Genomic DNA, 11,623 nt, shown 5'->3' on the forward strand with positions numbered 1-11,623 from the left:
TTTTCACCACCTGATGTTGATGCTTGAGCCATGGCCGCCAAAGTCGAACCGTTCTGGATACGCAAAACCCTCGATCAACTCGATCAAGAGGAATGGGAATCGCTGTGCGACGGCTGTGGCCTGTGCTGCCTGCAAAAGCTCGAAGATGAAGACGACAACAGCGTCTATTACACGCGTATCGCCTGCAAACTGCTGGACCTGAAAACCTGTCAGTGCACCGATTACCCGAACCGCCGCGATTTCGTCCCCGACTGCATCCAGCTCACACCGGGCAAGGCTGACGAATTCAAATGGTTGCCACCGACCTGCGGCTATCGACTGGTCAGCGAAGGCAAGGACCTGCCGCTCTGGCACCATCTGGTGTGCGGTGATCGCGATGCGGTGCACCACGAGCGAATTTCCCAGTCAGGGCGCATGCTCGCCGAAGGCAGCGTGGCCGAAGACGATTGGGAAGACCATCTGATTTTCCGGGCGGGTTAAACGCCAAGCGTATTAACGTTTCACGAAGGAGTGTGTATGGCTGTGGGATTGCGGCTGGCGTTGACCCTTGGACTATTAGTCCTGGGTTCGCCCGCGTGGGCGGCGAAGAAGGTTGATCTGGATTACCACGTGCGCCTGTTGCCGCAAAGCGATCAAGCCGAAGTGCGGCTGACCCTGGCTCAGGGTTCGGCGGTACGCAGTCTGGATTTCGACCTGGGCGATGGCAGCCACTACAGCGATTTCAAAGCCGACGGCCAATGGCAGCTCACGCCGGGCAAGCAGGCCCGTGGTGTGTGGCGTCCGGCCGCCGACAAGGCCAGCCTGACTTACCGCGTACGCATCAGCCACGGCCGCAAGAGCGGCAGCTTCGATACACGCATGACGCCAACTTGGGCGCTGATGCGCGGCGACGATCTGGTACCGGCGGCCAAACTCGATCAGCAGGACGGCATTGAGTTGGTTTCACGCCTTGAATTCGAATTGCCCATCGGCTGGAAAAGCGTTGAAACAGCCTGGCCGCGAATCGGCAAGAACAAATTCCGGGTCGATAACGTTTCTCGCTTGTTCGACCGGCCCACCGGCTGGATGCTCGCCGGCCACCTCGGCAGCCGTCGCACGCGGCTTGGGGAAACCGAGGTCACCGTCGCCTCACCTCAGGGCCAGGGCATGCGCCGCATGGATGTGCTGACGCTGCTGACTTTTGTCTGGCCGCAAGTGCAGGCGGTGTATCCCCGTCATCCCGTCAAACTGCTGATTGTCGGCGCCAACGACCCGATGTGGCGTGGCAGTCTCGGCGCGCGCGAATCGATCTATCTGAACACGCGTTTACCGCTGGTCAGCGAAAGCGGTACCAGTGCGCTGATGCGGGAGTTGGCGCAGGTGTTTGGACGGATCAACGACCAGCAGCGCAGTGACTGGATCAGTGAAGGATTTGCCGAGTATTACGCCATCGAACTGGTGCGCCGCGCCGGCGGCATGAGTGATGAGCGGTATGAGAGTTTGCAGAAGAAGTTGGCCAAGGACAGCCAGAACGTCACGACCTTGCGCGCTGAGCAGGTCAGCCCGGCGCAGGTGTCGAAAGCGGTCGTGTTGTTGCAGGAACTGGATCGCGAGATTCGCCTGAAGACTCGCAACAAGCGTTCGCTGGATGATGTGTTGCGCGGGGCGATGCATCTGGAGAGCGTGGATACCAAGGAATTTGTTCAACTTGCGGAAAGCATCATTGGTGAATCTTCCCAAGTCCTCGATACCGAATTACTGCAGTAGCACCGCCTTCGCGAGCAGGCTCGCTCCCACAGGTGACCGCATTCCAATGTGGGAGCGAGCCTGCTCGCGAAGGGGCCCTAAGCCTCAATGAAAATCCCGGATCAAACCCCGGTTTTAGGCGACTGCAACGAATCATTACCGGTCACGGTAGCGGTATTGGTCGCCGCTTCGGCATTCGCCTTCAACCGGTTCAACTCTTCACCCGCCCGCTGAATCTTCGCCCTTACGTTGTTCATGTCCTGACGGCTTTTCTCCAGCAGGCTTTTCGCCGAACTGTGCCCGGTAATACCACGCGCCAGGGCCACACCGCCGATCGCCACTTGAATCAACCCGAACACACCACCGCGACGCAGGCCCTTGCCGACCATCACCACGCCGCCGGCCAGGGAACCGATACGTTCCCAACCCTGCACGTTCTGCTCAGTGTGAGTCTGGAACGGGGTGGATTCGATGCGTTCTACGCGTTTGAGTTCGCTCATGATCTGTCTCCAGTCGGGAATAGCTGCTTCAGGAATAGATACTTAAGCTGACTGCCGAGGCGGGCGGCTTGTTCCATCGAATGTACGCTGAATCAGCGAAATTTCGCCCCGGAGCGGGTGTTGAGCCCCTTGGACATGCGGTCATAGAGCACGACGTTGACGGTGGCTGCCAGGTTCATGCAACCGGTGGTCGGGATGTAGACCACGTCTTCGCACCAGTCACGAATCTCTTTATCCAGCGAGCCGTCTTCCGGGCCGAAGATGTACAGCGCGCGGTCCGGGTGCGTGTATTCCGGCAGCGAACGGGCGCCGACCACCAGTTCCACAGCGACCGGAACGCAGCCCAGCGGCAGGATTTTTTTCAGGTCGTCGATGCCGATCAGCGGAATGTCGTAGTGGACGCGCTTGGTGTCGGTGACGAAGTCGGCGGCGCGTTCATAACGTTTGCCGGTGTAGAACACGGACGCCACGCCATAACAGCCAGCGGCGCGCATCACCGAACCGACGTTCTCCGGTGATTTGGGGTTATACAAACCAATGCAGCTGTACCGTTTGTCTGCCACGAGCGGGTGCCTTCGGGGAAAAAACGGAGATTATACGGGGATTGGGGGAGGGGTGTTCGGTTTGAGATTGGTGGTGTCTGGTCGGCCGCCTTCGTCGGAACGCCGCCCGGAGCCGGCTCGCTCCCACAGTGGATCCTGAGTGTTCACAAATGTTGTGTTCACAGAAAATCCCCTGTGGGAGCGAGCCTGCTCGCGAAGGGGCCGGTCGAGGCGCTGCAGATATTATTCGTCTTTCTTCATCAAACCCGCCAACGCCGCAAACGGGTTATGCGTCGCCTTGGCGATTTTCGGCGAGCTCAGCGAGCCTTCACCAAAATACTGCTGGTCGGTGTACCGCGAGTGTTCATTGTCGTGGCAATACAGGCACAACAATTCCCAGTTCGAGCCGTCCTGAGGGTTGTTGTCGTGGTTGTGGTCGCGGTGGTGCACGGTCAGTTCGCTCAGGCGCTTGCCGGAAAACTCACGGGCGCAGCGGCCACACACGTGCGGGTACATTTTCAGGGCCTTGTCGCGGTAACCCATTTCCTTGTCGCGCTGGTTGTCAGCGAGGATGCGGTCCAGTTTCGACGTGTTGGTCGCAGGTGTTGACGAACTCATGGGTTCACCTTTGTAAAAAGACTAATGACGGTAACAAACGCAGTTTAGCTCAGCCCTTGAGCTTCTCGGCAATCCAGATGGTGTGGCGGGTGCCTTTGTTGCCGTGGGCGAAGACCTGGACTTCCTCGGCCTTGAAGCCGGCCTTCTTCAGTTTGTCGGAAAACTGTCGGTCAGCGCTCGCGGACCAGACGGCCAGCACGCCTTTAGGCCGCAGGGCCTTGGCGCAGGCACTCAGGCCACCAGCGGAGTAGAGCCAGCTGTTGGCCTTCTGGGTCAGGCCTTCGGGGCCGTTGTCGACGTCGAGCATGATCGCGTCAAAACCTTGCGGCTCGGCCTGCAGGACTTTGGCCACGTCTTCCATGCGAATGACGGTGCGCGGGTCAAGCAGCGGGTTCCCGGCTTTCTCGCCGAGCGGTCCACGGTTCCACTCCACCACGCCCGGCACCAGTTCGGCGACCACCACTTCAGCGGTCTTGCCCAGATGCTTGAGGGCCGAGGCGAGGGTGAAGCCCATGCCCAGGCCGCCGATCAGCACGCGCGAATTCGGCCGGCCAGCCACTTTACGGCACGGGATCTCCGCCAGAGCGTCTTCCGAGCCGTGCATGCGGGTGTTCATCAGTTGCCCGCCGTCGCCGCCCTGGATCTTGATGACGAAATCCTCGCCGTATTCGAACAGGCACAAGGCACCGCCATTTTCAGGAATTGGAGTGGTGTCGAGCAGAACGAAACGTTTCATGGGACTCACTTGAAGAGAAATTGGCATAAGAGGGGGAAGGCAAACACGCGCAGTTGGGAGTAGCCTGCAAAAAGACAACAAGGCCAACGGAGCCATTGATGAAGCGCACCATTCTAACGGTCATTACCTTGGCCGCGCTCTCGATAACTGCAGTGCAGGCCCAGCAGTTGCAAACCATTCCGACCAGCCCTGCGCCGCTGCCCGGCTCGCCCGGCACCGCGACACCGACACCGTACCCGCAAATCACCCCGACCAGCGCACCCAAGGTTGGCCCCGGCAGTGGCGGTCCGCCGTTGGTGCCTATTGAAATGCCTAGCCCGCCCACCAAGGACCAGCCACTGCCGGGGCTGGAGCAAAACCCGTCGAAAGCCAAATCACCCGGCGGTTAAACCTGCTGCGAGAGCAGTTGCCCATCGGCCATGCGCAAGCGTTTGGAGAGGGAGACGGCGAGGGCGCGGATGATTTTGGCGGCGATTTTCGGCGCATCGTTGAGCATCTTTTCCAACGAGTCCTTGCCCAGATTGAGCAACTGACAATTGCTCGCGGCCACGCAACTGGCCGAGCGGCGTTCGCCGTCGAGTACGGCCATTTCACCGAACGCCCGACCGCTGCGTAATGTTGCCATGGTCACCAGGTGCCCGTCGCTGTTGGTTTTCTGCACCGCCACCTGGCCGGTGTGGATGATGCACATGAAGCTGCCGACATCACCCTCATGGAAAATCTCTTCGCCCTGAGCAATGGTGCTGATGCTGAAGTAGCCCGAGGCCGTGGCGAAGTCCGCCGGCAGCAGTTGATCGAACAGGCCACAGTCCATCAGCCAGTCGCGAATTTCGTTGTTGAGTAAGGTCGGTTCTGACATGTCGTCACGGTCTTTTTCTTGTGTCTGGTTCCGGTTTTCTGGACGTCCCCAATCCCCTGTGGGAGCGAGCCTGCTCCGGGCGGCGTTCCGACGAAGAGGCCAGCACATTCAACATCAATGTCGACTGATCGACCGCTTTCGCGAGCAGGCTCGCTCCCACAGTGGAGTTGTGTCGTCTCGGGCCCGGTGTCTGGTCTTAAGACCGACACGCCGGGCCAAGTTCCTCATGCGATGCCCAAAACCTTGAAAACAAATGCGTATTCGAGTGCTACGTCACGTAATCCCTGATAACGACCGCTCATCCCGCCGTGCCCGGCACCCAATTCGGTCTTGAGTAACAGAGGATTGGTGTCGGTTTTGGTCGCGCGTAATTTCGCCACCCACTTGGCCGCTTCCCAGTACTGCACGCGGCTGTCGTTGTAGCCGGCAATCACCAGGGTCGCCGGATAAGCTTGTGCGGTGACGTTTTCGTACGGGGCGTAGGCCTTGATCCGCTCATAGACGTCCGGTTCTTCAGGGTTGCCCCACTCGTCGTACTCGGTGACGGTCAAGGGCAGATCCGGGTCGAGCATGGTGTTCAGCACGTCGACGAACGGCACTTCGGCAATCGCAGCAGCAAACAACTCCGGCCGCTGATTGAGCACCGCGCCGATCAGCAGACCACCGGCGCTGCCACCGCTGATCGCCAGTTGCTGTGAAGCAGTGAAACCATTGGCGATCAGGTGTTCGGCGCAGGCGATGAAGTCGCTGAAGGTGTTGTGTTTGTGTTCCTGCTTGCCAGCGCGATACCAGGCTTCGCCCAGTTCACCGCCGCCACGCACGTGAGCGATGGCGAACGCCACGCCACGATCCAGCAGACTCAAACGAGCGTGGGAGAACCACGGGTCGAGGCTTTCACCGTAGGCGCCATAGCCATACAGATAAAGCGGCGTCGGCTTGCCGAGTGCTTCGCGTTTGACGACGAGGCTGATCGGCACTTTCGTACCGTCCGGTGCGGTCGCCCACAGGCGCTGACTGACATAGGCATCGGCGTCGAACGGACCGAGCACCGGGGTTTCCTTGAGGACTTTCTGCTCGCCGCTGCCCAATACCAGTTGGCGGATTTGCGCCGGACGGTTCAGCGCTTCGTAGCGCAGACGGATCTTGTCGCTGACGAACTCCAGACTGTTCTGCACGTGCAGGCTGTAGGCCGCATCCGGTAATTGCACGCGGTAGCTCGGCAGGTCTTGCGGATGAACTTCGATGATCGGCAAGCCACCTTCACGCAGGCTCAGGGTCATGGCCCCGGTATTCAGGCTCATGCCTTCGATCATCACCGTGTCGCTGTGGGGGATCAGGTTCTGCCAGTCGGCCTCGGTCGGTGCCATGCCGGTGTCTACGGCGTGGTAAAGAGCAAAGTTGATGCCGTCGCGGTTGGTGCGAATGAACCAGGTCCATTGACCGTCGAGCGCGCCGTGGTCGACGTCGTACTCATGGTCTTCAACCCTCGGTGCGATGCAGGTAAAAGCCTGCTGCGGCTGGAACGCGTCGAGCACCCAGACTTCGCTGGTGGTCTTGCTGCCGAGGGACAGCAGCAATTGCTGCTCGGAACTGGAGCGGTAGCAATGCATGAAGAATCGACCGTCCGGCTCATGGAACACTTCTTCGGCCGCCGTACCGTCCAGCCGATAGCGGAACAGTTTGTGCGGGCGATGGGTGTCGTCGAGCTCGCCGAAGAACAGCGTCAGGCTGTCATTGGCCCAGGTCATGCTGCCGTCGCAATCCTGGAATTCCAGTTCGCTGACACGGCTGTTGGATAATTCCTTCACGAACAGCGTGAAAATCTCATCGCCCGTGGCGTCGATGCTATAAGCCAGACGCTGGTGGTCCGGGCTGATACTGAACGCGCCCAGGGAAAAGAAGCCGCCTTTGGCCAGTGCATTCGGGTCCAGCAGCAGCTGTTCCTGGCTTTCGTCAAGCTGCAGGCTGTCATCGGCAGGGCGCGGGCAGCGGTAGTGACGGGCATATTCATCACCGGCCGTGGTGCGGGTGTAATACAGGTACGGACCCCAAGGGGAGGGCAAGGACAGGTCGGTTTCGAGAATCCGGGCCTTGATCTCTTCGAACAGGGTTTCACGCAACCCGGCCTGATCGGCGGTTTGCGCCTCTTGGTAGCGGTTTTCCGCTTTCAGGTAGTCGAGCACCGCGTCGGTGTCGCGCTCCTGCAGCCAGGCATACGGGTCGTCGCCTTCGGCCTTGCGGGCAATGGGAGCGTCGGAAACGTTGACGGATAGGGGCATGAAGGACTCTCGAGCGTTTACGAAATAGGGTTCGCAGACGGCGGGCAAGCCTGACGTGCGAAAAGTCGTTACTATAAGCGCCTCTTTGCCTGCCTTGCCATGGACACCATGACCGAGAACGACTATCTGATCGCTTGGGGCCTCTACGCCTTTGCCGCTTTGGGCTGCCTGTTGGTGTGGATGCGTATCACCCGCTGGATGTGGCGCTGGCTGCGTGAGCCGTTACGGCTATTGGTTGCCGTGTTGCTGTTCAGCCCGACCATCATTGATCCGGTGAAGGAAAAGGTCGCTCCGGCCATCGCCATTACTGCCCTGGATCTATTGTTCAAGGTCGGCAACAACGCCTGGCGCGCGGTGTCCGACCTGTTCATGTACGGCATGATCGCCTTCGGCATTTACCTGGTGTTCGTGGCGATCCGGTTCCCTATTGAACGGGCGTCCAACGCTCGCAAGGAACAGGCTGCCGCTGCCAAGGCTGCGGCCCGGGCCGATGAAGCAGAAGAAGATCAACCATTCGGCGGGGCGGGCGATGATCGTTACGGTCGTCCACCGGTGCCGAGCAACCCTCAGCGATTGCGGGTCGAACCGCGTCTGTAACCTTGCCCCTGCCTTTCATCGAGAATCCGAGCATGTGTGAGTTATTGGGCATGAGCGCCAATGTGCCGACCGATATCGTGTTCAGCTTCACCGGGCTGATGCAGCGCGGCGGCCGCACCGGTCCGCACCGTGACGGCTGGGGCATCGCCTTTTACGAGGGCCGTGGCCTGCGCCTGTTTCAGGACCCGGCGGCGAGCTGTGAGTCCGAAGTCGCGAACCTGGTGCAGCGCTATCCGATCAAGAGCGAAGTGGTGATCGGGCACATCCGCCAGGCCAATGTCGGCAAGGTCTGCCTGTCCAATACCCATCCGTTTGTGCGTGAGCTGTGGGGGCGCAACTGGTGTTTCGCCCACAACGGCCAGCTCGCGGAGTTTCAACCGATCAAGAGTTTTTACCGCCCCGTCGGCGATACCGACAGCGAAGCGGCGTTCTGCGATTTGCTCAACCGCGTGCGCGCAGCGTTCCCGGAACCGGTAGAGGTCGAAGAGCTGCTGCCAGACCTGGTGGCCGCTTGCGCCGAATACCGCAGCAAAGGCGTATTCAACTGCCTGCTCAGCGATGGCGATTGGTTGTTCTGCTATTGCTCGACCAAACTGGCGCAAATCACTCGTCGTGCACCATTTGGCCCGGCGCGCTTGAAGGACGTCGATGTGATCGTCGATTTCCAGGCCGAAACTACGCCTAACGACGTGGTCACGGTGATCGCCACCGAACCCTTGACCGAAAACGAAACCTGGACCCGCTACGAACCGGGCCAATGGAGCCTCTGGCGACGCGGCGAATGCGTCAGCCAAGGCAAGACCGAATAAGGATTGCCCTCATGTTGCTCAGTTATCTACGGCTGGTGTTGTTCGCGGCGGGCCTGTTGATCGGTGTCCAGGTGCCGGGGTTCATCAGCGATTATGCCAAGCGGGTCGAAGCGCATCTGATTGAGGCACAGACCGGTTTGAGCGGTTTTCAGGGCACTGCCAATCAGTTCTTCAAGGGTGACATGCAGGCGCTGGTGGCCCATTACCGCGCCAGCGAAGACCCGATTTTTCGCAGCGATGCCGACAGCCTGAGCACCTTGCTGACCCGTCAACTGGCCCTCGATAAACAGTTCCAGGCCATGCAAGGCCCGTGGTACATCCGCTTCCTGCAGGTTGCACTGGCGGCTGATCCGGATATTCGCAAGGAAACCTGGAATGGCTACAGCTACCAGATCCTGCTGACGCCGGAAGCGATGATCTGGGGCATGAGCGGGGCGTTGCTGTTGTCGTTCGGCATTGAATGCCTGTTCCGTCTGATCGACTGGGTGGTGCTGGGTGGCAAACGCCTGCGCCAGAGCCGGCCGATCGAAGATCGGGATGTGCGCGGGCTGTAATGAGCGCCACCGACCTGTAGCAGCAGGCTTCGCCAGCTGCTACAAGGTTAGCGCGCGAGGACGATGTAGTTCTCACCCACCTTCTTCGCATACCCATCCAGCACCTGCTGACACAACTGAACAATCTCCTCGACCCACTCCACGCCAACCCGCCACGACACCACCACCTGCAAATTCGGTGGCCGTTGATCGATGGCCAGCAAGGTCAATTCCCCCCGCACCAGTTCCTCGGCTACCAGTACCGGCGGCAGCGCGCCAATACCGAAACCGTCCCGCAGCAACCGGGTGATCGCCGATACCGAGTTCACGCAGTTCAGGCGTGGCGTCATGATGCCGTTCGCCTGCATCAGGGCGAGAATCTCCTGATGCGGATGGGAGTTTTTCGAATAGGTAATGATCCGTTCCCGCGCCAGGTCGGCAATGCCTGAATACTCGCGGTTGTAGATCGAGTTAGTCGCCACAATCCAGCCCATCGGATGACTGGCCAGCTCAAGGCTGCGCACGCTTTCCTGACGCAACAGGTCAGTTTGCAGGATCAGATCGAGAAAGCCTTTTTGCAGCTGATCGCAGAGGTTGAGTGCGGTATCGGCTACCAACTCGATTTCCACCAGCGGATAGTGATCCATCATTTGCGCCACCAACGGGCTCAGCCAGGTATGGATGACCGTGTCCATCACGCCGATACGAACCCGTCCGACCTTGCTCGAGCGGGTTTCGATCGACTGTTTGAGGGCTTGCATGGTGTCCATCATTTGCTCGGCGTACTCGAGCACTTTCAAGCCCTCGGGCGTCAGACTCACGCCACGTGAATCGCGCAGGAACAGCTTCACCCCGAGCTCGCCTTCGAGCACGGCAATGCGGCTGGAAATCGACGCCTGGGTGGTGAAGAGCTTGTCTGCCGTCAGGCGAAAACTCTTGAGTCGGGCGACCCAGACAAAGGTCTCGAGAAACTTCAGGTTCATAGGGACAAGTTTTTCTTATGTCTAGAGCGGGGTTTTATTAGTTGGACGCAGCAGGGCCGGCAGCCCAAAAATCAGGCCATCCGGTTCCCACGATAGGCGTCGTCGGGGCTCAGAACAATACCAATAAAAATTAGCGCGGAGATTTGCCATGAGTGCGCCCGACACGCTCGACATCCCAAAAGCCACGGTTCGCCCGGGACCTTTCGACTGGTACCGCAACATCAATCAACAGGAACGCCGCACCTTCTGGAGCTGCAAGATCGGCTATGGCCTGGACGGTATGGACACCCAGATGCTCAGCTTCGTGGTGCCAACCCTGATTGCGATGTGGGGCATCACCACCGGCGAGGCCGGGCTGATTCACACCAGCACCCTGATCGCCTCGGCCATCGGCGGTTGGGTGGCGGGGATTCTGTCCGACCGCATCGGTCGCGTACGCACCTTGCAACTGACGGTGTTGTGGTTCGCCTTCTTCACCTTCCTCTGCGGTTTCGCCCAAAACTACGAACAACTGCTGATCAGCCGCACGCTGATGGGCTTCGGTTTCGGCGGCGAATGGACCGCCGGCGCGGTGTTGATGGGTGAAGTGATTCGCGCCAAGGACCGCGGCAAGGCTGTTGGCATGGTGCAATCCGGCTGGGCATTGGGTTGGGGACTGACGGCGATCTTGTACGCGCTGCTGTTTTCGGTGCTGCCACCGGAAGACGCCTGGCGCGCACTGTTCATCCTTGGCATCGTGCCGGCGATCTTTGTGATCTTCGTCCGTCGACTGGTCAAGGACCCGGAAATCTATCGCGAAGCCAAGGCTAAGCAAGAGCCCAGTAATCCGGCAAAGTTTTACGAGATATTCGCTCCCGGCATCCTTTCCACCACGATTCGCGCGTCGGTGCTGACCACAGGTGCCCTGGGCGGTTACTACGCGATCACCTCCTGGTTGCCGACCTTTCTGAAGAACGAACGCGGTTTGAGCGTACTCGGTACGGGCGGTTATCTGGCGATGGTGATCGTCGGTTCCTACGTCGGCTATGTCATCAGCGCGTATTTGACTGACATCCTCGGGCGTAAAAAGAACTTCATTCTGTTCGCGGTCGGCTCGTTCACCATTGTTCTGCTCTACACCCAATTGCCGGTCAGCAATGGCGTGATGCTCTGGCTGGGCTTCCCGTTGGGCTTCTTCGCCTCGGGGATATTCAGCGGCATGGGCGCGTTTTTGACCGAGCTGTTTCCAACGCGGATTCGCGGTTCGGGCCAGGGCTTTTGCTACAACATTGGCCGGGCGTTGGCGGCGTTGTTCCCCCTGTTGATCGGCTTGATGAGCCAGAAGGTGCCATTGAGCGTGGGCATCGGTGCTTTTGCGGCGGTGTCCTACGGGGTGGTGATCCTTGCGGCCCTGAGCCTGCCGGAAACCCGTGGCAAGCAACTTGAAGCCGAGTAGCTGATAA

At 59.7% G+C, this 11,623-nt stretch carries 14 protein-coding genes; 7 read left to right on the forward strand and 7 right to left on the reverse strand.

The features are described from left to right. Positions 1-30 precede the first annotated feature (30 nt). Positions 31-480: a YcgN family cysteine cluster protein gene (locus QFX16_RS07425; RefSeq protein ID WP_007898698.1), complete on the forward strand. Its 450-nt coding sequence runs from the start codon at positions 31-33 to the stop codon at positions 478-480. A 36-nt stretch (positions 481-516) separates the two neighbouring features. Beyond that, entirely contained in the window at positions 517-1,746 is a 1,230-nt protein-coding gene (locus QFX16_RS07430; RefSeq protein ID WP_283183417.1) for a hypothetical protein, read from the forward strand. A 101-nt stretch (positions 1,747-1,847) separates the two neighbouring features. Here QFX16_RS07430 and QFX16_RS07435 read toward each other — a convergent pair whose 3' ends face one another. The 4 genes from QFX16_RS07435 to QFX16_RS07450 form a co-directional block, all read right to left on the reverse strand. Further along, entirely contained in the window at positions 1,848-2,225 is a 378-nt protein-coding gene (locus QFX16_RS07435; protein WP_283183418.1) for a YgaP family membrane protein, read from the reverse strand. A gap of 92 nt (positions 2,226-2,317) precedes the next feature. Further along, positions 2,318-2,788 carry an RNA methyltransferase gene (locus QFX16_RS07440; protein ID WP_283183419.1) on the reverse strand — a complete coding sequence of 157 codons (471 nt, stop codon included), beginning with the start codon at positions 2,786-2,788 and terminating at the stop codon, positions 2,318-2,320. Positions 2,789-3,010: 222 nt separating this feature from the next. Continuing rightward, on the reverse strand, positions 3,011-3,385 hold the full coding sequence (locus QFX16_RS07445) for a YajD family HNH nuclease (protein ID WP_283183420.1): 375 nt from the start codon (positions 3,383-3,385) through the stop codon (positions 3,011-3,013). 49 nt (positions 3,386-3,434) lie between these two features. After that, positions 3,435-4,121, reverse strand: a complete 687-nt coding sequence (locus tag QFX16_RS07450; RefSeq protein ID WP_007898703.1) for a spermidine synthase — start codon at positions 4,119-4,121, stop codon at positions 3,435-3,437. 98 nt (positions 4,122-4,219) lie between these two features. On the opposite strand from QFX16_RS07450, the gene QFX16_RS07455 reads away from it, so the two are divergent. Then, positions 4,220-4,510: a hypothetical protein gene (locus QFX16_RS07455; RefSeq protein ID WP_283183421.1), complete on the forward strand. Its 291-nt coding sequence runs from the start codon at positions 4,220-4,222 to the stop codon at positions 4,508-4,510. On the opposite strand, the gene QFX16_RS07460 is transcribed toward QFX16_RS07455, so the two are convergent. Next, positions 4,507-4,980, reverse strand: a complete 474-nt coding sequence (locus QFX16_RS07460) for a cyclic nucleotide-binding domain-containing protein (protein WP_283183422.1) — start codon at positions 4,978-4,980, stop codon at positions 4,507-4,509. The genes QFX16_RS07455 and QFX16_RS07460 overlap by 4 nt on opposite strands. Positions 4,981-5,204: 224 nt before the next feature. Then, a complete protein-coding gene (locus tag QFX16_RS07465) occupies positions 5,205-7,259 on the reverse strand; it encodes a S9 family peptidase (protein WP_283183423.1) in 2,055 nt (684 codons plus the stop codon). A 99-nt stretch (positions 7,260-7,358) separates the two neighbouring features. On the opposite strand from QFX16_RS07465, the gene QFX16_RS07470 reads away from it, so the two are divergent. From QFX16_RS07470 to QFX16_RS07480, 3 genes are read left to right on the forward strand one after another with little or no spacing between them, the layout of a single operon-like run. After that, positions 7,359-7,856, forward strand: a complete 498-nt coding sequence (locus tag QFX16_RS07470) for an MFS transporter (RefSeq protein WP_283183424.1) — start codon at positions 7,359-7,361, stop codon at positions 7,854-7,856. 32 nt (positions 7,857-7,888) lie between these two features. Beyond that, positions 7,889-8,665 carry a class II glutamine amidotransferase gene (locus QFX16_RS07475; RefSeq protein ID WP_046046095.1) on the forward strand — a complete coding sequence of 259 codons (777 nt, stop codon included), beginning with the start codon at positions 7,889-7,891 and terminating at the stop codon, positions 8,663-8,665. Positions 8,666-8,676: 11 nt separating this feature from the next. Further along, positions 8,677-9,219 (forward strand): DUF2937 family protein, encoded by a 543-nt coding sequence (locus tag QFX16_RS07480; RefSeq protein ID WP_123366761.1) that lies wholly within the window; start codon positions 8,677-8,679, stop codon positions 9,217-9,219. Between the two features lie 47 nt (positions 9,220-9,266). On the opposite strand, the gene QFX16_RS07485 is transcribed toward QFX16_RS07480, so the two are convergent. Then, positions 9,267-10,181: a LysR family transcriptional regulator gene (locus QFX16_RS07485; protein WP_283183425.1), complete on the reverse strand. Its 915-nt coding sequence runs from the start codon at positions 10,179-10,181 to the stop codon at positions 9,267-9,269. 148 nt (positions 10,182-10,329) lie between these two features. Between QFX16_RS07485 and QFX16_RS07490 the strand changes: the two genes are divergently transcribed. Further along, on the forward strand, positions 10,330-11,616 hold the full coding sequence (locus QFX16_RS07490; protein WP_283183426.1) for an MFS transporter: 1,287 nt from the start codon (positions 10,330-10,332) through the stop codon (positions 11,614-11,616). The last annotated feature ends 7 nt before the right edge of the window (positions 11,617-11,623 follow it).

This window comes from Pseudomonas svalbardensis, assembly GCF_030053115.1.
GTDB classification, from domain to species: domain Bacteria; phylum Pseudomonadota; class Gammaproteobacteria; order Pseudomonadales; family Pseudomonadaceae; genus Aquipseudomonas; species Aquipseudomonas svalbardensis.

What these genes read in the sequence shown, in the direction of transcription:
- QFX16_RS07425 (WP_007898698.1), top strand. Translation starts at nt 31, where the DNA reads ATGGCCGCCAAAGTCGAACCGTTCTGGATACGCAAAACCCTCGATCAA.
- QFX16_RS07430 (WP_283183417.1), top strand. Translation starts at nt 517, where the DNA reads ATGGCTGTGGGATTGCGGCTGGCGTTGACCCTTGGACTATTAGTCCTG.
- QFX16_RS07435 (WP_283183418.1), bottom strand. Translation starts at nt 2,225, where the DNA reads ATGAGCGAACTCAAACGCGTAGAACGCATCGAATCCACCCCGTTCCAG.
- QFX16_RS07445 (WP_283183420.1), bottom strand. Translation starts at nt 3,385, where the DNA reads ATGAGTTCGTCAACACCTGCGACCAACACGTCGAAACTGGACCGCATC.
- QFX16_RS07450 (WP_007898703.1), bottom strand. Translation starts at nt 4,121, where the DNA reads ATGAAACGTTTCGTTCTGCTCGACACCACTCCAATTCCTGAAAATGGC.
- QFX16_RS07455 (WP_283183421.1), top strand. Translation starts at nt 4,220, where the DNA reads ATGAAGCGCACCATTCTAACGGTCATTACCTTGGCCGCGCTCTCGATA.
- QFX16_RS07460 (WP_283183422.1), bottom strand. Translation starts at nt 4,980, where the DNA reads ATGTCAGAACCGACCTTACTCAACAACGAAATTCGCGACTGGCTGATG.
- QFX16_RS07465 (WP_283183423.1), bottom strand. Translation starts at nt 7,259, where the DNA reads ATGCCCCTATCCGTCAACGTTTCCGACGCTCCCATTGCCCGCAAGGCC.
- QFX16_RS07470 (WP_283183424.1), top strand. Translation starts at nt 7,359, where the DNA reads ATGGACACCATGACCGAGAACGACTATCTGATCGCTTGGGGCCTCTAC.
- QFX16_RS07475 (WP_046046095.1), top strand. Translation starts at nt 7,889, where the DNA reads ATGTGTGAGTTATTGGGCATGAGCGCCAATGTGCCGACCGATATCGTG.
- QFX16_RS07480 (WP_123366761.1), top strand. Translation starts at nt 8,677, where the DNA reads ATGTTGCTCAGTTATCTACGGCTGGTGTTGTTCGCGGCGGGCCTGTTG.
- QFX16_RS07485 (WP_283183425.1), bottom strand. Translation starts at nt 10,181, where the DNA reads ATGAACCTGAAGTTTCTCGAGACCTTTGTCTGGGTCGCCCGACTCAAG.
- QFX16_RS07490 (WP_283183426.1), top strand. Translation starts at nt 10,330, where the DNA reads ATGAGTGCGCCCGACACGCTCGACATCCCAAAAGCCACGGTTCGCCCG.